Source organism: Streptomyces sp. NPDC041135 (assembly GCF_055592085.1).
Window position 1 is genome coordinate 136,153 of record NZ_JBVIYZ010000013.1, and the last position, 21,040, is coordinate 157,192.

The following is a 21,040-nucleotide window of genomic DNA, read 5'->3' on the forward strand; positions in this document are numbered from 1 at the left end:
GCGGGGGACGGACGGGCAGTCTCGCCCCCGCCACACTCAGGTACCGTCGGTTCTGCGCCGCAGCGCGAGATCCCCGTCGGCAACCCCTGCCGCCAGCCGAAGGGCCAGCTCGTCCAGCGCGTTCAGCTGCCGCCGCACCTGCGCCCGCTGCCGCTCCGTCTCGCTCAGGATGGCCTCCAGCTCGGCGACCTCCTCGGGAAGCAGCTCGGGCAGATCCATCTCCCGCACGCTCACCCGGCGGACCAGGGAGCCGCTGCTGCGCTGCTGGTTGCGCGGTGCGGCGAGCAGCTGGGCCAACGGCTGGGGGCGCATCCACAACTCCTCGGAAAGGACCTCTCCCGCCAGGAACTGGCGGTAGGCGGCGATCCGCAGTCCTTGGACCGGCGCCAGCAGGACGCATCCGCCCGCCTCGTCGACGTGCGTACGGATGCCGTGCTCGGCGAGCAGGAAGACGTCGCCGCGCTCCGTGACCACTGCGTGCGGATACCGCTGCACCAGGTCTTCCAGGATGATCCTCCGCGAGCCAAGAGGCAGCGCGCCGAGCATCTCCTCCCGGCCGACGACCGGAAGTCCCGCCTCCCCGACGTCCGCCTCGCGGATCCGGTGGCCGGCCAGCAGCTTGAGCTGTCCGGCCAACAGATGCTCCGCGACCTTGCGGTGCGCCACCCTGTTCTCCGGCTGGCGCCTGGCGACCCCGAGATCGCCTATCCACTCCTTGAGCCGGGGCAGGGCGACGGCGGCCTCACGGCGGGCGTCCAGGGTCGCCGAGAAGTGGTCCAGGTCCTGTTCCTTCGAGGCGAGTCGGTGCGCCGGCAGGATCGAGCGGCCGTCCAGGAGCGATTCCGCTCGCGGTCCGGCACCCCACACGGGAAAGAACCCGGCCTCCTCGTCCACCGGTGACCGCCCGGCGTCGAGCACCTCGGCGACGTAGGCGGACCACTCCCCGCCGACCCGGCGGGCGATACGGTCGGCGTCGACCAGCAACACCTCGCCCGCTTCCTCCCGCGCTTCCGCACGCAGCACGAGCAGCGCGTGCTCGGCTCCCGTACGGAAGGGATGGATCCGGCGTGGCAACTGGACGACGGCGGTCACCGCGCCGCTGCCCAGCAGTTGCTCCCGCATCCGCATACTCGGCGTCGGCGCCGTGACACGAGGCCGGCTCAGCGTCCACGACGGCACGACGACATAGCCCCGTCCGCCCGGCTTCAGCCGCCGCACGGCCTCCAGCGCCCAGCCGAGCGGCCCGTCCTCGTCGGCCTCCCGCTCCCCGGAGGCGTAGGGCGGATCGGCGACGACCAGATCGGCGGAGGGCATGCCCCAGGGCCGGTCCGGGTCGAGATCGAACTCCCGCTGTTCCCAGGGCCGCAAGGTGTCCAGGTCTTCCGGTCGTGCGCAGACGTCCACGGCGGTGCAGTAGTGGGCGAACAGCCGGTACAGCAGCAGTTTGCCGCGCAACGGGTCGGACTCCACCGCCACGATGTCACCGCGTCCGCCGATGTCGTCCCGGGCGAACAGCAGCTCACCGGTTCCCGCGCACAGGTTGATCACCGATGGCTGGCCGGGGCCTGCGGACAGTACCCCGGACGGTCCGACCAGGGTGCTGATCAGCCGGGCAACCTCCGGTGGTGTCGTCTCCGTCGTCAGGTCCGACTCCAGCCGCTCGGCCAGTCCGAGCACGGTGTCGGCGGCGGCGCCGGGCGAGCCGAGCTCCTCGATGAGTTCACGGACGGCGCGAGCCACCCGGGGATCGGCGTGTTCCGCGTCCTCCAGCAGTTGTGCGGGGAGGGCCTCCCGGTACCAGTCGCCGCCTTCACCCGCCATGGCGCACACCGCGAGCGCGTCGACGATGAGCCGGTTCGCGGAGCCCAGTTCGTGGCGCAGGGCGACCAGCCCGCGTAGACGCAGTCCCCGGCGGAACCGGTCGCCGTAGGTCGGGACGGTGTCGTCCTCGGCCGGCTCCGCGTCCGGGATCGGGCGGAGATCCAGCCAGGACGCCACTTCCCCGGCGTCGAAGAGGGGCCTGCTGTCGCTGCCCGCCACGGGGTCGGGGAACGGTACGCGGCGGTCACCGGCCGCCTCCAGGGCGTCCCGGGCGAACCGCCGTCGCCAGTTGCTGACCGTTGGCCGGCCGACCTTGGCGAGTTCCTTGATCTCCCCCAGGGAAACCAGCGCCGCCCCCTCGGCCGCGCCCGGAACCTGCACCGTCATCTCCGCTCCTCCGATCCTTGTTCTCTTCCCTCGCGGCGACGGCATTCCCTTCCCGACGGCCGCAGCCGCCGGGAAGGCGCGCCTCACAGCCGCATCGGCTCGGTACCGGCGAGCACCGCCCTCCGACGCGCGAGCACCTGCGGCACCTGCCCGTATTTCTCGTGCCGGTCGGCCATCTCCGGAGAGACGTGCCGCAGCAGCCTCAGCGCGGTCTCCAGGTCCTGCTCCAGATGCCGCTGGAAGACGCACTCGTGGTGCGCGATGCGGTTCCGCAGCGTCAACATGAACTTGAACTGCTCGTACAGGTCGGCCCGACCACCGCGGTGCTCTCTGAACACGTGCCGGAGCGAGGAGTTCCAGTACTTCATCTCGTAGTTGTCACGGCCACCACGCCCGAGCAGACCTACCCAGAAGCCAAACGACAGCTGCGCCACGATGTCGGAGGGTCCGAACGGGCGGTACGGCCGCCTGTCCTCGAGGGTGTCCCGCGCCCGATCCAGCATGTCCAGGCCCTTGTAGTTGGGCCGGGCCTTCGGCACGTCCCACCACGCCTCCTGACCGTGCTTGCCGACGAGCTGGCGGTGGAGACGGTTGCGCAGGCTCACCTCCAAGTCCCGCAAGGGACTCTGCAGAGCCCGGGCCACCTCCGAGTCCCAGGCGTACAACCGAAGTGCACGGACGCGGTCACCTCCGCACTTGTGCAGGAAGGGCTGAAACCGCTCCGGAGAGATGGCCTGGATTAACCGGTCATCCTCGCTCGCCCCACCATCGATCAGCGTCATCACGCGTCCTTTCGCCCGCGACCCGCCTGTGGTAGGGTCTCTCGAGTAAGCCTTGGATCACTGTCACTGCATTGCACACAGCCCATGGCAGTGCTTGGTTGTGACCCTCGATCCGCCCGCCCGATTCAGGCGGATCGGGGGCACAACTGTTTCTGGAGTTAGGGCCGACCAAGTCGCTTCGACTCGGCGCCCACTAACCACAGTAGTAGATCCGCCTCCCCCGAACAAGCCTTACAGATACCAACGCCTGAGAAGGCTCCTTCTCAGGGAGAGTATCGGTCTGACGTGAGGTTGAAAACCTTTCCCTTCTGCCACTTCCAGTCGGGAGCGACAGAAGGCGTGCGCGGAAGGTGCCGACGGGGTGGAGAGTCGGCTAGGTCGATCGATTACGCCGCAGGGGGCGCCCCGATTCACGGGGCGCCCCCTGCGGGCGTCGTAGCCGTCCGCTCAGGTCGTCGAGCGGCGTCTGCGGGCGCCGGGACGGCGTTCGCTGGGGCGGGTGACGGGGTCGCCGGCCTCCAGGGCCGCGGCGCGGCGCTTCATGCCGAAGTCGGCCAGGGCCTCCGCCAGCTTGTGCACCGACGGCTCCGGTGCCATGACGTCGACCCGCAGACCGTGTTCCTCGGCGGTCTTGGCCGTCGCCGGGCCGATGCAGGCGATCACCGTGACGTTGTGCGGCTTGCCGGCGATGCCCACCAGGTTCCGCACGGTCGAGGACGAGGTGAACAGCACGGCGTCGAAACCGCCGCCCTTGATCGCCTCGCGCGTCTCCGCCGGCGGCGGCGAGGCGCGCACCGTCCGGTAGGCGGTGACGTCGTCGACCTCCCAGCCCAGCTCGATCAGCCCGGCGACCAGGGTCTCCGTGGCGATGTCGGCGCGCGGCAGGAAGACGCGGTCGATCGGGTCGAAGACCGGGTCGTAGGGCGGCCAGTCCTCCAGCAGGCCCGCGGCCGACTGCTCGCCGCTGGGCACCAGGTCCGGCTTCACGCCGAAGGCGATCAGCGCCCTGGCGGTCTGCTCGCCGACCGCGGCGACCTTGATCCCGGCGAAGGCGCGGGCGTCGAGGCCGTATTCCTCGAACTTCTCGCGGACCGCCTTGACCGCGTTGACCGAGGTGAACGCGATCCACTCGTAGCGGCCGGTCACCAGGCCCTTGACGGCCCGCTCCATCTGCTGGGGCGTACGCGGCGGTTCGACGGCGATGGTCGGCACCTCGTGCGGCACGGCCCCGTAGGACCGCAGCTGGTCGGAGAGCGAAGCCGCCTGCTCCTTCGTGCGCGGCACGAGGACCTTCCAGCCGAACAGAGGCTTGGACTCGAACCACGACAGCTGGTCGCGGCGGGCGGCGGCGGAGCGCTCACCGACCACGGCTATCACCGGGCGTCCGCCGTCGGGGGACGGCAGCACCTTGGCCTGCTTCAGCGTCTGCGCGATCGTGCCGAGGGTGGCGGTCCAGGTGCGCTGCCGGGTCGTCGTACCGGCGACGGTCACCGTCAGCGGGGTGTCCGGCTTGCGGCCGGCGGCCACCAGCTCACCGGCGGCCGCGGCCACCGAGTCCAGCGTGGTGGACACCACGACAGTGCCGTCGGAGGCGCCCACCTCGGTCCAGCAGCGGTCCGAGGCCGTGCGGGCGTCGACGAACCGGACGTCCGCGCCCTGCGCGTCCCGCAGCGGCACTCCCGCGTAGGCGGGCACGCCGACCGCGGCCGCGACCCCGGGCACCACCTCGAAGGGCACCCCGGCGGCGGCGCAGGCGAGCATTTCCCCGGCCGCGTACGTATCCAGTCCGGGGTCCCCGGACACGGCACGCACGACCCGCCTGCCGCCCCGCGCGGCCTCCATGACAAGATGAGCGGCATCCCGCACGGCGGGGACAGCAGCGGTTTTTGACGCGCCGTCAACAACCGTGAGCTGGGGCGTGCCCGTGCCCGGAAGCGGACCCGACGAGGAGTCCGCGTCCGTCCGCACGACGGAGACGCTCTGCCGGGCGTGCGTCCGGATCACGTCGAGCACGTCGTGCTCGGCGACCAGGACGTCCGCGTTCGACAGTGCCTCCACGGCACGCAGAGTCAGTAGTCCCGGATCCCCGGGTCCGGCACCCAGGAAGGTGACGTGCCCGTGCTCCGGACCGGCGGGAAGAGTGGTGGGGCTCACTGTGCTCGCTCCCCCATCAGACCGGCCGCGCCCTGGGCGAGCATCTCGGTGGCGAGTTCGCGACCGAGTGCTGTTGCCTGCTCGTACGTCTCGGGCACGACACCGGTGGTGGACAGCTGCACCATGCGGGTGCCGTCGGTCGTGCCGACGACGCCGCGCAGGCGCATTTCCTTGACAGTCTGCCCGTCGGCCCGGACGTCCCCCCGCTCCAGCGGAGCGGAGAAGGGGGGAAGGTCGGCCAAGGCGCCCACCGGGGCGCTGCAACCGGCTTCCAGGGCGGCGAGCAGTGACCTTTCGGCGGTGACGGCGACCCGGGTGAAGGGGTCGTCGAGTTCGCCGAGCGACGCGATCAGGTCCGCGGCGTCCGCCGCGCACTCGATCGCCAGTGCCCCCTGGCCGGGGGCGGGCAGAACCGTGTCGACCGACAGGAAGTCGGTCACCTCGTCGATCCGGCCGATGCGGTTCAGGCCGGCCGCGGCCAGCACGACCGCGTCCAGTTCGCCGTCGCGGACGTATCCGATCCGCGTGTCGACGTTGCCCCGGATCGGGACCGTCTCGATGTCCAGCCCGTGGCCGCGCGCGTACGCGTTCAGCTGGGCCGTGCGGCGCGGGGAGCCGGTGCCTATCCGGGCGCCGCGCGGCAGGTCGGTGAACTTCAGGGCGTCCCGCGCGACCAGCACGTCCCGCGGGTCCTCGCGCACCGGTACGGCGGCCAGGACCAGCTCCTCGGGCTGCGTGGTCGGCAGGTCCTTGAGCGAATGAACCGCGAAGTCGACCTCACCGCGCAGCACGGCGTCGCGCAGCGCCGTGACGAACACGCCGGTGCCGCCGATCTGCGCGAGGTGCTCGCGGGAGGTGTCGCCGTAGGTGGTGATCTCGACGAGCTCGACGGGCCGTCCGGTCACCTGGCTCACGGCGTCCGCCACCTGCCCGGACTGGGCCATGGCGAGTTGGCTTCGCCTGGTCCCCAGTCTCAGTGCCTTGGTACTCATGCTGGCCCTCGGTTCTTGGCCTGGTTCTCGGTGCTTTCCCCGGCCCGGGAGACGGAGGCCACCGTCTCGGGGTCCAGGTCGAACAGGGTGCGCAGCGCGTCCGCGTACCCGGCGCCGCCGGGCTCGGCCGCGAGCTGCTTGACCCGTACGGTCGGCGCGTGCAGCAGCTTGTCGACGACGCGGTGCACGGCCTGGCGGATCTCGCCGCGCTGGCGTTCGTCCAGGTCGGGCAGGCGTCCGTCGAGCCGGGCGATCTCACCGGCCACGACGTCGGCGGCCATGGTGCGCAGGGCGACGACGGTCGGCGTGATGTGCGCCGCCCGCTGGGCCGCCCCGAACGCCGTGACCTCGTCGGAGACGATCCGCCGGACCAGGTCCACGTCGGCCGCCATCGGGGCGTCGGCGGAGGCCTCGGCGAGGGACTCGATGTCCACCAGCCGCACCCCGGCCAGCCGGTGCACGGCCGCGTCGATGTCGCGGGGCATGGCGAGGTCGAGCAGGAACAGCACCGGCGCCGGGCGCGGGAGGCCGGCGACCGGCTCGGGCTTGCGGCGCTCGGGGATGCGGCCCGCACCGGCGGCGGCCGCGGCCAGCGCGCCGATCAGCTCGGCGTCGGCCTCCGGGCCGCGGCGGGCGGCCTCGCGGCGGTCCACGGTGGTGGCGGCGGCCCAGGCCCCGTGCTGCTCCAGGGTGGCCGCGTCCATCCCGGCCACCGCGGCCTCCCCCAGGACGGAGAAGCCGGTGGTGTCCGGCACGGCGGCCAGGTCCAGCGGGCAGGTGTCGTCGGCGCCGGCGGGCTGCGCGGCGGTCCGCGTCCCGCCCGCGGCGGCGGCCGTACGCGCGCTGCCGTCGGCGTCGGCGGGGTGGTGGCCGGCGGCCGGGGCGACCGGCTGTCCGGTACGGCCCCCGGCCGCGGCCGCGACCGTCCCGGCGTCCAGCACCAGCCCGGTCGCCCCGGTACAGGAGACGACCACGTCGGCACGTGTCAGTTCGGCCGGTACCGCGTCCATCGGCACCGCGCGGGCGCTCACGTCCGTGTCGTCGCCCTCGGTGAGGATGCGGGCCAGGCGCTCGGCGCGGTCGAAGGTGCGGTTGGCGACGACGATCTCGCCGATCCCGGCGCGCGCCAGCGTCGCCGCGGCCAGCGAGGACATCGAACCGGCGCCGATGACCAGCGCCTTCTTGCCGTCCGCCCAGCGCCTTACGTCGGCGCCCGCGGCCAGCTGCTCCAGGCCGAAGGTGACCAGGGACTGCCCGGCGCGGTCGATGCCGGTCTCGGAGTGGGCCCGCTTGCCGACCCGCAGCGCCTGCTGGAACAGGTCGTTCAGCAGGCGTCCGGCGGTGTGCAGCTCCTGCGCCCTGGCCAGCGAGTCCTTGATCTGGCCGAGGATCTGGCCCTCGCCGACGACCATCGAGTCCAGCCCGCAGGCCACCGAGAACAGGTGGTGGACGGCCCGGTCCTCGTAGTGCACGTAGAGATAAGGAGTCAGCTCCTCGAGGCCGACCCCGCTGTGCTGGGCGAGCAGTGTGGACAGCTCGGCGACACCGGCGTGGAACTTGTCCACGTCGGCGTACAGCTCGATGCGGTTGCAGGTGGCGAGCACCGCGGCCTCGGTGGCCGGTTCGGCGGCGAGCGTGTCGTGCACCAGCTTGGCCTGGGCGTCCGCGCTCAGCGCGGCCCGCTCCAGCACGCTGACCGGGGCGCTGCGGTGGCTCAGCCCGACGACGAGGAGACTCATGCCGGCATCACGGCGGGTACGTCCCCGTCGGGTCCCTGGTCGGCGGCGGCCTTGCGGGCGGTGGCGGCGGGCAGCGCGCCGTTGCCGGCGGCGCTCTCCTCGCCGGCCTTGCGCTGCTCGTGGAAGGCGAGGATCTGCAACTCGATGGAGAGGTCGACCTTGCGCACGTCGACGCCCTCGGGGACGGACAGCACGGTCGGCGCGAAGTTCAGGATGGACGTGACCCCGGCGGCCACCAGGCGGTCGCAGACCTGCTGGGCGGCGCCCGCGGGCGTGGCGATCACACCGATGGAGACGCCGTTGTCCTCGATGATCTTCTCGAGTTCGTCGGTGTGCTGCACGGGGATGCCGGCGACCGGCTTGCCGGCCATCGCGGGGTCGGCGTCGATCAGCGCGGCGACCCGGAAGCCGCGGGAGGCGAAGCCGCCGTAGTTGGCCAGGGCGGCGCCGAGGTTGCCGATACCGACGATCACTACCGGCCAGTCCTGGGTCAGGCCCAGCTCGCGGGAGATCTGGTAGACGAGGTACTCGACGTCGTAGCCGACACCGCGGGTGCCGTAGGAACCGAGGTAGGAGAAGTCCTTGCGCAGCTTGGCGGAGTTGACGCCCGCCGCCGCGGCCAGCTCCTCGGAGGAGACCGTGGGGACCGAGCGTTCCGACAGAGCGGTGAGGGCGCGGAGGTACAGCGGAAGCCGGGCGACGGTGGCCTCGGGAATTCCTCGGCTACGGGTCGCCGGTCGGTGAGTTCGGCCAGTTGCCACGGTGCTCCTGCGGGTAGAGCGGGGCTGCAGGCGGTCACACGTCCCTGGACCGCCCCGTCTCTTGCAGGCTATGTCTTTGTGAACGCGTGCACAAAGACGGTGTCCGATTTGCCCGGCCAACGTGACCGGGGTCACGCGCTTCATCACTGGGGGCAAAACCGCCACACACTCCTCGTGAATACCGCCCCCCGGGACCGGGCCGCCATCGATCCTAAGCGACGTTCCCGGCCATTTGCACTAGTCGGTCAGTGCCTTGCGCAGCCGCTCCTCATTGACCCGCCAGAACGTGTGCTGCTCGCCGTCGACCAGGACGACCGGGATCTGCTCCCAGTAGCGGTCGTACAGCTCCCGGTCGTCGGTGATGTCCCGGGACTCCCACGGCACGCCGAGGTCGCCGCAGACTTTCTCGATCACGCGCTGCGCGTCGTCGCACAGGTGGCAGCCGGGCTTGCGGACGAGGGTGACCGACCGCTCCCGGGCGGTGGTCCTGCGTCGGAAAAGGGGACTCATACCGGCCATTCTCGCGCGAGCGGTGTCCGGGCCGGACCGGATCCTTAACGAACCGGTCGCGGAGAGTTCACAGGCTCCCGGCCGCTCGGCTCCGGAACCGCCATACGGACTGGCTATGCTCACGCCATGGCCGCTCTCGGATGGCTCACTCCCCGTAGGCGCTCCGCCACGGCGCGGAGCGTGTTGGCAGGCGAGGCTTCGGCGGAGGCAGCGCGCAAGTCCTCGCAGGAGGCCCCCGCCCCCGAGCCGGTGTTCCCGGTGCTCGGCGACGAGGAGGCCGCCGCCTTCTTCGACCTGGACAACACCGTGATGCAGGGCGCCGCCCTGTTCCACTTCGGCCGGGGCCTGTACAAGCGGAAGTTCTTCCAGACCCGCGACCTGGCCCGGTTCGCCTGGCAGCAGGCCTGGTTCCGGCTGGCCGGGGTCGAGGACCCCGAGCACATGCAGGAGGCGCGCGACTCGGCGCTGTCCATCGTCAAGGGCCACCGGGTCGCCGAGCTGCGCTCGATCGGCGAGGAGATCTACGACGAGTACATGGCCGAGCGGATCTGGCCGGGCACCCGGGCGCTGGCCCAGGCCCACCTGGACGCGGGCCAGAAGGTGTGGCTGGTCACGGCGGCCCCGGTGGAGATCGCCCAGGTCATCGCCCGCCGCCTGGGTCTGACCGGCGCGCTCGGCACGGTCGCCGAGTCGGTCGGCGGCATCTACACGGGCAAGCTGGTCGGCGAGCCGCTGCACGGCCCCGCGAAGGCGGAGGCGGTACGGGCGCTGGCCGCGGCGGAGGGCCTCGACCTGTCGCGCTGCGCCGCCTACAGCGACTCCCACAACGACATCCCGATGCTGTCGCTGGTCGGCCACCCCTACGCGATCAACCCCGACGCCAAGCTGCGCCGGCACGCGCGCGAGCAGGACTGGCGGCTGCGGGACTACCGCACCGGCCGCAAGGCGGCGAAGGTCGGCATCCCGGCCGCGGCGGGCGTGGGCGCGGTGGCGGGCGGCACGGCGGCCGCGATCGCCCTGCACCGCCGCCGCCGGTGACAGCGGGTACGCGAACCGGCCCGCGCCGCACCGCCACGCCCGGCACCGCCCCGGCGCGGCCGGTGACCCGGACGCTCGAACACGGGTCGGAGTGAGATACCCCACCCGACCCCCAACACGCCCCAGTTCGCCGGAACACGTGCTTTTCCGATCAATAAGCGATCACTCTTAGGCACTTGAAGCGGTGTCATTCGGTTGCGGAAGCGACGTAATCGCAGATTTGAGCAACTGGGTGTAGCAGTGCCTGCACGAAGCGTTATTCTCCTCAGACGCATACCGGTACCCCTCCGTCGCTACGACGGGTGAACGGTTCCGCACTGCTCGTGATGGAAGCTCTGCCTCTGGGAGTCCCGTGTACCCACACGTCGGGGTTGACGCCTCGGGCCTGGCTACGCTGCGCGCAACGGTCGCAACGGTGCAAGACATGTTGCGCGAATTGGTCCCCCCCGCGTACGCCGGCCCCGCCTTCGCCACCGCCGCGCCCGTCGGCCCGTGCTACGCACTGGCCGACGGCAGCGCCGCGGTCGGCAGACGAGGGCGCGCCACCGGCGCGACCACCCACCGCCGGCCAGCCGCCGACAGCGACAGCGCCCGGATGATGGACCTCGTCGAACGTGCCCAGGCCGGCGAGGCCGAGGCCTTCGGCCGCCTCTACGACCAGTACAGCGACACGGTGTACCGGTACATCTACTACCGGGTGAACGGCAAGGCCACCGCCGAGGACCTCACCAGCGAGACGTTCCTGCGCGCCCTGCGCCGCATCGGCACGTTCACCTGGCAGGGCCGCGACTTCGGCGCCTGGCTGGTCACGATCGCCCGCAACCTGGTCGCCGACCACTTCAAGTCCAGCCGCTTCCGCCTCGAGGTCACCACCGGCGAGATGCTGGACGCCAACGAGGTCGAGCGCTCCCCGGAGGACTCCGTCCTGGAGCACCTCTCCAACGCCGCCCTGCTGGACGCCGTACGGCGGCTGAACCCGCAGCAGCAGGAGTGCGTGACGCTCCGCTTCCTCCAGGGCCTCTCGGTCGCCGAGACCGCCCGGGTGATGGGCAAGAACGAGGGCGCCATCAAGACCCTCCAGTACCGGGCCGTGCGCACCCTCGCCCGGCTCCTGCCGGACGACGTGCGCTGAGCCCCGGCCGGGCGGCCGCCGACCGGGCGGCGCCAACTGGCGCCGCGTCGGCGCGGGTTGCGTTTCCGATCCGTTCATCCGCCGTCCGTAACCCAAGTGCCGCGCCAGTCGTTGTGCGGGATACAGGCTCCCTGTGGTCACGTCCTGGCCGACCCTGATCGCTCGATCGTGTGAAGTGGTCGCGGGCGTGCAACCCTCAGGACCCCCTGGGGAGTCGACCGTCATGACGAGAGGAGGTGCCGCCAGTGATCGCGAACGTATCGGCGCACCGGCGGGCGAACGCCTTCGCCCAGGCCCTGGAGGAGCAGTCCGACCGGGACACGGCGGCTGAGCAGTCCGCACCGCCGGCGGAAGCCCCGCCGGTCACCGCGGAACGGTCCGAGCAGGGCGAACTGCTGACCCTCACCGCGGGTCTCGGCGCGCTGCCCAAGCCGCAGCTCGACCCGGAGGTCAAGGTCGTCCAGCGGGCCCAGCTGGTGGCCGCGATGGAGGCCATGCTCCAGGAGGGCACCCTGGGCGGGGCGGCGGAGGCGCCGGTACCCGAGCAGCGCACCCACGGCCGGGGCGCGCACCGGGCGAGCACACTGGGCAAGCTGCGACCGCGGTCGAGGCTGACCAAGGGGCTCGCGGCGGGCGGCCTGAGCGTCGGCGTGGCCGCCGGAGCCTTCGGCGGAGTAGCCGCCGCCAGCTCCGACGCGCTGCCCGGCGATTCGCTGTACGGGCTGAAACGCGGCATCGAGGACTTCAGGCTCAACCACCTGAGCGACGGTGACGACGAGCGCGGCCAGACCTACCTCGACCAGGCCTCCACCCGGCTGAGCGAGGCCCGCAGGCTGCTGGACCGGGGCCGCGGCGGCCATCTGGACCACGAGTCCATCCGCGAGATCCGCCGCACCCTCACCGGGATGCAGCACGACGTCGTCGAGGGACACCGCCTGCTGCACGCGGCCTACGAGCGCGACCCCGGGTCCCTGGGCCCCATCCAGGCCCTCGACACCTTCTCCCGGTCCCACCGGGAGGTCTGGGGCGCGCTGCGGGAGAAGCTGCCCGTCCAGCTCGGAGACGTCAGTCAGCAGGTCTCGTCGGTCTTCGACGCCATAGACGAAGAGGTCGCCCCGCTCCAGTCGCTGCTGCCGCAGCCACCCGCCCCGAGCGGCGGCGGCAGCAGGCCACAGGGCTCCGACCCGGCGTCCGGCAGCAGCTCAGGCGACCACCGGTCGACCCGGCCGTCCACCGGCGACACCCCCTCCTCCGGCAAGCACACCGGCAGCGGCAGCCCCAGCGGCTCCGCCTCCGGCAGCAGTGACGACAGCCTGATCGGGGGCGGCACGGGCGGTCTGCTCGACCCGCCGAGGACCGGCACCGGCAGCGCCTCCCCGTCCGACGGCCGGACCGAGCCGACCCGTCCGGACGTCACCGTCCCGCCGCTCCTGCCGGGCCTCCTGCCAGGCCTGGGCATCAACGGCGAGGACCTCGACGAACGGCCCTAGCGGTTCCGCGGTACGGCGGCGGGGGCGTCCTCCAGGCGGAGGGCGCCCCCGCCGCCGTACGCCCACCGGCGCGCCCGGGCCGGAGAGGACCGGCCGCTGTCAGGCTTCAGGCTGTCAGAAGGACCCCGGGCGCTAGAAGAACACCGAGCGGCGCTGCACCAGCAGCTTGTACAGCGTGTGCTGGATCTGTTCGCGGACCTGGTCGGTCAGGTTGAACATCAGCATCGGGTCCTCCGCCGCCTCCGGCGGGTAGCCGTCCGTGCGGATCGGCTCACCGAACTGGATCGTCCACTTCGTCGGCAGCGGAACCGCCCCCAGCGGGCCCAGCCACGGGAAGGTGGGGGTCAGCGGGAAGTACGGGAAGCCCAGCAGCCGGGCCAGGGTCCTGGCGTTGCCGAGCATCGGGTAGATCTCCTCGGCGCCGACGATCGAGCACGGCACGATCGGCGCGCCCTGGCGCAGCGCGGTCGAGACGAAGCCGCCCCGGCCGAACCGCTGGAGCTTGTACCGCTCGCTGAACGGCTTGCCGATGCCCTTGAAGCCCTCCGGCATCACCCCGACCAGCTCGCCCTGCGCCAGCAGCCGTTCGGCGTCCTCCGCGCACGCCAGGGTGTGCCCCAGTTTGCGCGCCAGCTCGTTGACGACCGGCAGCACGAACACCAGGTCGGCCGCGAGGAGCCGCAGATGGCGGTCCGCCGGGTGGTGGTCGTGCACGGCGACCTGCATCATCAGGCCGTCCAGCGGCAGTGTGCCGGAGTGGTTGGCGACGATCAGCGCGCCGCCCTCGGCCGGGATGTTCTCGACGCCCTTCACCTCGACCCGGAAGTACTTCTCGTACACCGGGCGCAGCAGCGACATCAGGACCTGGTCGGTCAGCTCCTCGTCGTAGCCGAAGTCGTCGACGTCGTAGTCACCGGTCAGGCGGCGGCGCAGGAACGCCAGACCGGCCGCCACGCGCCGCTCCAGGCCCCCGTCGCCCGCCGGTCCCGCCTCCCCGGCGCCCGCGTCCACGCGGCCGCTGTCCGGGCGGCCGGTGCCCTCGGGGCGCCCGTCCCCGGGGCGGGGGGCCGCGGCGTTCGCGGCGTCCGTGTCCACCGGGGCATCGTCGCGCTCCGGTCCCGTGCCCGGCAGGGGCTGGACCTCACGCACCACCGCGGGCTCGCCGCCCTTGCGCCGGCCGCCCGCGCCGCGGCGCCGCTGCGGCCGCTGCACGGCGCTGCCGCGGGACCGGTCGTCGTCGAACGGAATGACCTTGGCGTCCGCCATCGTTGCTGCGCTCCTCGGTTGCCGCTCTGGTTCAGTTGGCGCTCTGCGTCGGGCGGTGGCCGCCGCCCAGGGCGGGCAGCGCGGCGACCCGGTCCACCGCCGCCGCCACGGCCTGCGGCGGCAGCAGCCCCTGGCCCTGGCTGCGCACGAAGTCCGCGAAGGTCTCCGCCGTCGTGCGGGAGGGCTGGAACCCCAGCGTCTCGCGCATCTGGTCCGTGGCCACCACCCGGCCGTGGGTGAGCAGCCGGATCTGCTCGGGCGAGAAGTCCGTCATACCGAGCGTACGCACCAGGGACCCGGCCCAGGTGACCGCGGGCAGCAGCAGGGGCACCGTGGGGCGGCCCAGGCGCCGCGAGCACTGCGAGAGCAGCAGGACACCGTCGCCGGCGATGTTGAAGGTGCCGCTGTTGAGCGTTCCGCGCCGGGGCTCGCGGGAGGCGATCCGCAGCACCTCGACGACGTCGTCCTCGTGCACGAACTGCAGCCGCGGGTCGTAGCCGAGCACGGTCGGCAGGACGGGCAGCCGGAAGTAGGCGGCGAGCGGGGTCTCCGCGGCGGGGCCGAGGATGTTGGCGAACCGCAGCACGCACACGGCCACGTCGGGCCGGCGGCGCGCGAAGCCCCGTACGTACCCCTCGACTTCGACGGCGTCCTTGGCGAAGCCGCCGCTGGGCAGCGACTTGGGCGGGGTGGTCTCGGTGAACACGGCCGGGTCGCGGGGCGCGGAGCCGTAGACGTTGGTGCTGGACTTCACCACCAGGCGCTGCACGGCCGGTGACTTCTGGCAGGCACCGAGCAGCTGCATGGTGCCGATGACGTTGGTCTCCTTGAGCGCGGTGCGGCTGCCGCTGCCCAGGGCGGTGCCGGTGACGTCGAGGTGGACGACCGTGTCGGCGCCGGTCTCGGCGAGCACCCGGGCGATCGTGGGCTGCCGGATGTCGGTCTGGATGAAGTCGGCCCCGCCCAGATGGTGGGCGGGCGGCAGCGCGTCCACCGCGACCACCCGGTCGACGTCCGGGTCACGCTGGATCCGCCGGACGAAACGGCCTCCCAGCTGCCGGGCCGCTCCGGTCACGAGCACGACCTTGCCCAAGATCAGCGCCTTCCTTCCGCACCTCGTCCCCGCACGCGTTCCCCGTGTGCGGCCAACCTAGCGGTTCGGTGTTGCGCTGTGATGACCGCCCGACGCGCGGAGCGGCGGGAATTCCCCATCCGGAATATGCCGAAATCGGATCACCCGCGGGCGGCGGTGAACGGCTGTGGCCCCCCACCGCTTCGGTGGGGGGCCACAGGGACACGCTCTGGCGACGCCGCTTACTTCTTGTTGCGACGCTGAACGCGCGTGCGCTTGAGCAGCTTGCGGTGCTTCTTCTTGGCCATCCGCTTGCGCCGCTTCTTGATAACAGAGCCCACGACTACCCTCGCTCACTTCTCATCACTCGGTGCTGGGCGCCATGGGCCCATACGACCTACGAGGGGCTAGCCTACCCGCCCGAGCGCTGAGGTCGTAATCGAGGGAGCCGGGGCTTCACCGGGCGATCGCCGTCAGGCCGTTTCCACCCCCACATAGCTCTCGCGGAGGTACTCGTGAACCGCTTGCTCCGGGACGCGGAAGGACCGCCCCACCCGGATCGCGGGCAGATGACCGCTGTGCACCAGCCGGTACACGGTCATCTTCGACACTCGCATCACCGAGGCGACCTCCGCCACGGTAAGGAACTGAACCTCGTTCAGAGGCCTCTCGCCAGCTGCAGCCATGACACACCTGAACCTTCCGCACTCGACGGCCACCGGCTTCCCCTTCCGGTGACTCTTCGTCGTTGCGTGCTCACTCCCCAATGTAGGGGCGGGTGATGCGAGTGGGGAAGAGGTGCATCCATCGGCGCCCTACCGTGACAGACACGCCCGATTGAGTACGTAGCGGGCCAGTGGCCGGTAGTGCTCCGAGCGCACGGCGTCGTCAAGCGGAACGGCGACCGACACGCACCCCTCGGCCTCCCCCACGAACAGCGCGGGATCGTTCACATCCGCCGGCCCGATCGCCTCGAACCCCAGCTGACCTGCACCGCAGACCCATCCGTGGTCACCGATCACCAGCTCGGGCAGCGGTCCTCCGGCTTCGGCGGCCGCGGCGAGCGCGGTCCGAACCGGCAGTGGTGAATGGCTGTGTGCGCCCGGCTCACCACCGGGGCGCTCGGCTTCCGGATCTCGCATCAACCCGACACCCCGGACGTAGGCGAGGCGGTGCGTGCGTAGACCGAACCGGGTCGTTATGTCGACACAGAGACCCTGCGCGGGGGTGAGGACTTCACATCCCGCCGCCGACAGGGCGTCCGCCAGAGCGACGTAGAAGCCCAGCAGCCGCCGCGGGTGCCCGGTGCCCAGCAGCACGGGGGCGCGGCGCCCGGCGGCGGCACCGATCCGGTCCGCGAAGGCCTCCAACGCGGTCAGAGTCCGCTCCGGGTCGATCACATCATGCCCTGCCGTGTGCGCCGGATCGGCCGAAACCCCGCACTTGTCCGCCATCAGCCCGAGCAGTTCCCGTACCGACCAGCGCCGTACGGGATCGAGCCCGATCAGCACCCCGGGGTCCCGGGCCGCGAACAGCCGGTAGCTGCGCAGGCTCTCCTCGCGCGAGGTGGCCACGGGCCCGGCCAGCCGGGCGGCCAGCAGATGCGCGCGCAGGGTTCCGGGGGTCAGCACGGGTGCGATGGTGACGCACGGGCGCCGCACGCGGGACGAGAACCCCGGAAACACCGCACGGTTGGCCCAACACCCGGCGCTACGACTCCCCCGCGCCAACGGCCCGCGCCACGGCTCCCCGCGTGACGCCTGCCCGTGGTGCGGCCCGCGCGTCAGGCCAGCAGCCCGCGCAGCGGGAACACCGCCCGCCGGGTCGCCAGCACCGCCTGGTCCAGCCGGTCCGCGGGGTCGTAGCCCGCCTCCCATTCGGCGTACGCCACCGGCCACCGCCCATCGGTCATCCGCCGCGGCCCCTGCTGCCGGGTCCGCGCGTACACCGCCTGCCGCCACTCCTGCGGGATCTCCGCCGCCGGGTCGACCGGCCGCCCCGCCGCGATCCCCACCAGATGCGTCCAGGACCGCGGCACCACGTCCACCACCGCGTACCCGCCCCCGCCCAGCGCGAGCCACTTCCCCCCGGCGTACTCGTGCGCCAGCTCGTGGCAGGCCGCCTGCACCGCCCGCTGCGCGTCCAGCGACACGGCGAGATGCGCCAGCGGGTCCTCGAAGTGGGTGTCGGCCCCGTGCTGCGTCACCAGCACCTGCGGCCGGAACTGCGCCAGCAGCTCCGGCACCACCGCGTGGAACGCCCGCACCCAGCCCGCGTCCCCGGTCCCGGCCGGCAGCGCCAGGTTCACGGCCGCCCCCTCGGCACCCTCCGCCCCGGTCTCCTGCGGCCACCCGGTCTGCGGGAACAGGGTCCGCGGATGCTCGTGCAGCGAGATCGTCAGCACCCGCGGGTCCTCCCAGAACGCCGCCTGCACCCCGTCCCCGTGGTGCACGTCGACGTCCACGTAGGCGACCCGCTCGGCGCCCAGCTCCAGCAGCCGCGCCACGGCGAGCGCGGCGTCGTTGTAGACGCAGAACCCGGAGGCGGACCCCGGCATCGCGTGGTGCAGCCCGCCCGCGAAGTTCACCGCGTGCTCCGCGTCCCCCCGCCAGACCGCCTCCGCCGCGCCCACCGACTGCCCGGCGATCAGCGCGGCGACCTCGTGCATCCCGGCGAACGCCGGATCGTCCGGCGTGCCCAGCCCGTACGACCCGTCCGCCGAGCCCGGGTCGGCCGACGCCGCCTTGACCGCCTCGATGTAGTCCTGCCGGTGCACCAGCCGCAGCGTCGACTCCCCGGCCGGGCGGGCCGCGACGACCGCCACCTCCCGGTCGAGCCCGAACGCGCCCACCAGTCGCCGGGTCAGTTCCAGCCGGACCGGGTCCATCGGATGGTCCGGGCCGAAGTCATAGCCCGTTACTGCCTCGTCCCACATCAGCTGTGCGCGGCCGCTCATGCCCGCCACCGTATCGGTCCGGTTGAGCGGCGAACGACCGGGCGTACCCCCACGTCACCAGCACCAGCACCATCGGCACGAGCATCGCCCCGCGGTAGCTCCAGCCGTCCCCGAGAGCGCCCACCAGAGGCGAACCGATCAGGAAACCCACGTAGTTGAAGATGTTGAGCCGGGCCACCGCCGCGTCCGACGCGTCCGGGAACAGCCGCCCCGCCGCGGCGAAGGTCTGCGGCACCAGCACGCACAGCCCCAGGCCCAGCAGGGTGAACCCGAGCATGCCCACCCACGCCCCCGGCGCCGACGCCACCACCGCGAACCCGAGCGCCGCCACCAGCGACCCCAGCCGCACCACCGCCACCGCCCCGAACCGCCGCACCCCGAAGTCCCCGATCGCCCGGCCGGCCAGCGTCGTCACCATGTACACGTTGTACGGCACCGTCGCCAGCTGCTCCGAGCTGCCCAGCACGTCCTTCAGGTACTTCGCGCTCCAGTTGGAGACCGTCGAGTCCCCGATGTACGCGAAGGTCATCACCAGGCACAGCGGCAGCAGCAGCCGGAACACCACACCCCCGCCACTGCCGGCACCGGCGCCCCCCGCCCCGCCGCCGGCCCCCGCCGCCGGACCCGCGTCCACGTACCACCGGCTGCCCACCAGCACCGCCGGCAGCAGCACGGCGATCACCGGCAGGTACGACACCCACAGCGCCAGCTGCCAGTGCGCCCCCGCCCAGGCCAGCGACGCCCCGAGAATGCCGCCCAGGCTGTACACGGCGTGGAAGCCGAGCATGATGCTGCGCCCGTACGTCCGTTGCAGGCTCACCCCGAGCATGTTCATCGAGGCGTCCAGCGCGCCGACGGCCAGCCCGAACACCCCCAGCGCCACCGCCAGCGCGGCCAGCCCGCGGCCCGCCCCGACACCGAGCAGCGCCAGCAGCACCACCGGCTGGGACCAGCGCAGCAGCCGGCTGGGCGGTATCCGCTTCACCAGCTGCTCGGTCGTCACGCTGCCCGCTCCGGCGAGGACCGGCACCGCGGCCAGGAACACCGGCAGCAGCGCGTCGGAGACGCCGTACCGCTCCTGGACGGCCGGGATGCGCGTCACGAGCAGGGCGAACGCGGTGCCCTGGGCGAAGAAGCCGAACGCCAGCGAGGCCCTGCCGCGCCGCAGCACATCAGTCATGGCGGCGAGCGTAGGGCCCCGGGCTACCTGTGGGTAGATCCGGCCAAAGATGAGTTTCCCTCACCTTCGGCCGGTCCCACCGCGGTCTCAGGCGGCGGTGACGATCTCGGCGTGCACCGGGAACCCGGCCTCCGCCTCGACCTCGGTGAAGCTGCCGGTCTCGGTGGCGGCCCGGGCGCTGACCTCGTCGCCCAGCATCCGCTCCATCGGTCCGGCCGCCAGCGCGCCGCCGGCGACGAACCCGATCACCATCGCGGCCACCATCACCACCGAGCCGAGCCACACCATGGTGTCCACCGGCACGGTGTACGCGCCCACGATCCGCAGGACGCACTCGGCCAGCAGCACCACACCCCACACCACGGAGAACGTCCGCTCCTTGCGCCGGAAGTCCGCCGACGCGGCCGCGGTACCGGCCGCCAGCCGCGCCCACGCGGCCTCCCTGGCCGCGTCACCCTTCACCAGGAAGGGCTTCATCCCGGCCGTCATCATCGGCCGGCCGAGCGCCACGGAGACGAGGATGCCGATGCCGACCGTGCTGCTCACCCCGCTGTCCTTGGCGAGGAGCAGCCGCGGGTCGCCGGAGACGAAGCTCAGCAGCAGCGACACGACGTTGACGGCCAGGATGACGCCGGCGAGTCCGTTGGCCGTGCGCTCCTTCACCAGGCTCCACCCGGTCCGCAGCGCCGGTCCCACGCTGCTCCAGGCGAGCGCCGCGAAGGTGCTCATCCCGAAGGCGTCCTTGAAGAGGTAGTACGAACCCAGGGGCACCGCCACGTCCACGATCAGCGGACGGAAGTTGTCCAGCACGCTCGGGGCGCCGTTCTGCTTCGTCGTGGTCCGGGCCTTGGTCACCGTGTTCGTCGTCATGCCCTCAGCTTCCCGTGCGGGCGGGGTCCGCCAGTAGGCACGATCGTCCGGAGGTCCGCATGACAATTGTCAGCGTCGCGGCGTGGCCCCGGTCATCTCAGCAGGTCAGCCAACTGGCCCATGTCCGCGAAGAGTTGCGTGGCACCGGCGAGCCCGGCCGGCGGCGTCATCGCGGTGAAGGCGAACACGTCCATCCCGGCCGCCACGGCCGCCCGTACGCCCAGCGGGCTGTCCTCGACGACCGCGCACCGCTGCGGCGCCACCCCCATCCGCTCGGCCGCGTACAGGAAGAGATCCGGCGCCGGCTTCCCCCGTCCGACGTCCTGCGCGCTGAAGACCCGGGACTGCTCGAACCACCGGTCGAGTCCCGTCGTGCGGTGCCCGACCCGGATGCGCTCATGACTCCCCGACGACGCCACGCAGTACGGCACCCCGTCCGCCGTCAGCTTCTCCAGCACGTCCGTGACGCCCGGCACGGGTTTCAGGTCCCGCTCGAACGCGGCGAAGACGCGGGCGTGGAAGACGTCGTCGAAGTCGTCGGGCAGCCGCCGCCCGGTCCGCTCCAGCACCAGGTCGTGGACCCGGTGCAGCGCCGACCCCATGTAGTCCCGGACCGAGTCCTCGTACGACGTGGGGTGCCCCAGCTCGGTCAGATACGCGGCCAGCAGCCGGTTGGAGATCGGCTCACTGTCCACGAGGACACCGTCGTTGTCGAAGATGATGAGGTCATAGCGCATACCACCGAGCCTAAACGCAGAAAACCCCGCATCTTTCGATGCGGGGTTTTCTCACAATTTGTTCGGCGGTGTCCTACTCTCCCACAGGGTCCCCCCTGCAGTACCATCGGCGCTGTGAGGCTTAGCTTCCGGGTTCGGAATGTAACCGGGCGT

Annotated in this window: 19 protein-coding genes and 1 rRNA gene; 3 read left to right on the forward strand and 17 right to left on the reverse strand. The window is 72.1% G+C overall.

The window, feature by feature from the left end:
- Positions 1-36 precede the first annotated feature (36 nt).
- The 7 genes from ACZ6CZ_RS26790 to ACZ6CZ_RS26820 all read right to left on the reverse strand — a co-directional run bounded on the left by ACZ6CZ_RS26790 (position 37) and on the right by ACZ6CZ_RS26820 (position 9,155).
- The gene (locus ACZ6CZ_RS26790; protein WP_469025954.1) at positions 37-2,208 is read right to left on the reverse strand and encodes an N-6 DNA methylase; all 2,172 of its coding nucleotides are present in this window, start codon (positions 2,206-2,208) and stop codon (positions 37-39) included.
- A gap of 83 nt (positions 2,209-2,291) precedes the next feature.
- Positions 2,292-2,990, reverse strand: coding sequence for a hypothetical protein (locus tag ACZ6CZ_RS26795; protein ID WP_469025956.1), 699 nt, complete (start codon positions 2,988-2,990; stop codon positions 2,292-2,294).
- A gap of 447 nt (positions 2,991-3,437) precedes the next feature.
- Positions 3,438-5,144, reverse strand: a complete 1,707-nt coding sequence (locus ACZ6CZ_RS26800) for a bifunctional uroporphyrinogen-III C-methyltransferase/uroporphyrinogen-III synthase (RefSeq protein WP_469025959.1) — start codon at positions 5,142-5,144, stop codon at positions 3,438-3,440.
- Complete coding sequence (hemC, locus tag ACZ6CZ_RS26805) at positions 5,141-6,136, reverse strand: hydroxymethylbilane synthase (protein WP_469025962.1); 996 nt, start codon at positions 6,134-6,136, stop codon at positions 5,141-5,143. The genes ACZ6CZ_RS26800 and hemC overlap by 4 nt, the downstream gene beginning before the upstream one ends.
- On the reverse strand, positions 6,133-7,875 hold the full coding sequence (locus ACZ6CZ_RS26810; RefSeq protein ID WP_469025965.1) for a glutamyl-tRNA reductase: 1,743 nt from the start codon (positions 7,873-7,875) through the stop codon (positions 6,133-6,135). Before ACZ6CZ_RS26810 ends, hemC begins: the two co-directional genes overlap by 4 nt.
- A complete protein-coding gene (locus ACZ6CZ_RS26815) occupies positions 7,872-8,636 on the reverse strand; it encodes a redox-sensing transcriptional repressor Rex (protein WP_469025968.1) in 765 nt (254 codons plus the stop codon). The genes ACZ6CZ_RS26810 and ACZ6CZ_RS26815 overlap by 4 nt, the downstream gene beginning before the upstream one ends.
- 237 nt (positions 8,637-8,873) lie before the next feature.
- Positions 8,874-9,155: a glutaredoxin family protein gene (locus tag ACZ6CZ_RS26820; protein ID WP_469025970.1), complete on the reverse strand. Its 282-nt coding sequence runs from the start codon at positions 9,153-9,155 to the stop codon at positions 8,874-8,876.
- A 117-nt stretch (positions 9,156-9,272) separates the two neighbouring features.
- On the opposite strand from ACZ6CZ_RS26820, the gene ACZ6CZ_RS26825 reads away from it, so the two are divergent.
- The 3 genes from ACZ6CZ_RS26825 (at position 9,273) to ACZ6CZ_RS26835 (ending at position 12,806) form a co-directional block, all read left to right on the forward strand.
- Complete coding sequence (locus tag ACZ6CZ_RS26825; RefSeq protein ID WP_469025973.1) at positions 9,273-10,184, forward strand: HAD family hydrolase; 912 nt, start codon at positions 9,273-9,275, stop codon at positions 10,182-10,184.
- A 352-nt stretch (positions 10,185-10,536) separates the two neighbouring features.
- Positions 10,537-11,316 (forward strand): ECF subfamily RNA polymerase sigma factor, BldN family, encoded by a 780-nt coding sequence (locus tag ACZ6CZ_RS26830; RefSeq protein ID WP_469025976.1) that lies wholly within the window; start codon positions 10,537-10,539, stop codon positions 11,314-11,316.
- Positions 11,317-11,561: 245 nt separating this feature from the next.
- Entirely contained in the window at positions 11,562-12,806 is a 1,245-nt protein-coding gene (locus tag ACZ6CZ_RS26835) for a DUF5667 domain-containing protein (protein WP_469025979.1), read from the forward strand.
- Positions 12,807-12,938: 132 nt separating this feature from the next.
- Here the strand turns inward: ACZ6CZ_RS26835 and ACZ6CZ_RS26840 are convergent, their stop codons facing one another.
- The 10 genes from ACZ6CZ_RS26840 to rrf form a co-directional block, all read right to left on the reverse strand.
- Complete coding sequence (locus ACZ6CZ_RS26840) at positions 12,939-14,072, reverse strand: lysophospholipid acyltransferase family protein (protein ID WP_469025982.1); 1,134 nt, start codon at positions 14,070-14,072, stop codon at positions 12,939-12,941.
- 31 nt (positions 14,073-14,103) lie between these two features.
- Entirely contained in the window at positions 14,104-15,165 is a 1,062-nt protein-coding gene (locus ACZ6CZ_RS26845) for an NAD-dependent epimerase/dehydratase family protein (RefSeq protein WP_469025984.1), read from the reverse strand.
- Between the two features lie 221 nt (positions 15,166-15,386).
- Positions 15,387-15,485, reverse strand: coding sequence for a 30S ribosomal protein bS22 (locus tag ACZ6CZ_RS26850; protein ID WP_003948845.1), 99 nt, complete (start codon positions 15,483-15,485; stop codon positions 15,387-15,389).
- 132 nt (positions 15,486-15,617) lie between these two features.
- Positions 15,618-15,830, reverse strand: a complete 213-nt coding sequence (locus ACZ6CZ_RS26855) for a helix-turn-helix domain-containing protein (protein ID WP_004984898.1) — start codon at positions 15,828-15,830, stop codon at positions 15,618-15,620.
- A 129-nt stretch (positions 15,831-15,959) separates the two neighbouring features.
- Positions 15,960-16,775, reverse strand: a complete 816-nt coding sequence (locus ACZ6CZ_RS26860) for a phosphatase (protein WP_469025987.1) — start codon at positions 16,773-16,775, stop codon at positions 15,960-15,962.
- 152 nt (positions 16,776-16,927) lie between these two features.
- Complete coding sequence (locus ACZ6CZ_RS26865) at positions 16,928-18,100, reverse strand: acetoin utilization protein AcuC (protein WP_469025989.1); 1,173 nt, start codon at positions 18,098-18,100, stop codon at positions 16,928-16,930.
- Positions 18,051-19,280, reverse strand: coding sequence for an MFS transporter (locus ACZ6CZ_RS26870; protein WP_469025991.1), 1,230 nt, complete (start codon positions 19,278-19,280; stop codon positions 18,051-18,053). Before ACZ6CZ_RS26870 ends, ACZ6CZ_RS26865 begins: the two co-directional genes overlap by 50 nt.
- Positions 19,281-19,367: 87 nt before the next feature.
- On the reverse strand, positions 19,368-20,150 hold the full coding sequence (locus tag ACZ6CZ_RS26875; RefSeq protein ID WP_469025993.1) for a VC0807 family protein: 783 nt from the start codon (positions 20,148-20,150) through the stop codon (positions 19,368-19,370).
- A gap of 92 nt (positions 20,151-20,242) precedes the next feature.
- Positions 20,243-20,887 carry an HAD family hydrolase gene (locus ACZ6CZ_RS26880; RefSeq protein ID WP_469025995.1) on the reverse strand — a complete coding sequence of 215 codons (645 nt, stop codon included), beginning with the start codon at positions 20,885-20,887 and terminating at the stop codon, positions 20,243-20,245.
- A 60-nt stretch (positions 20,888-20,947) separates the two neighbouring features.
- Positions 20,948-21,040 (reverse strand): 5S ribosomal RNA (gene rrf, locus ACZ6CZ_RS26885); the annotation flags it as partial.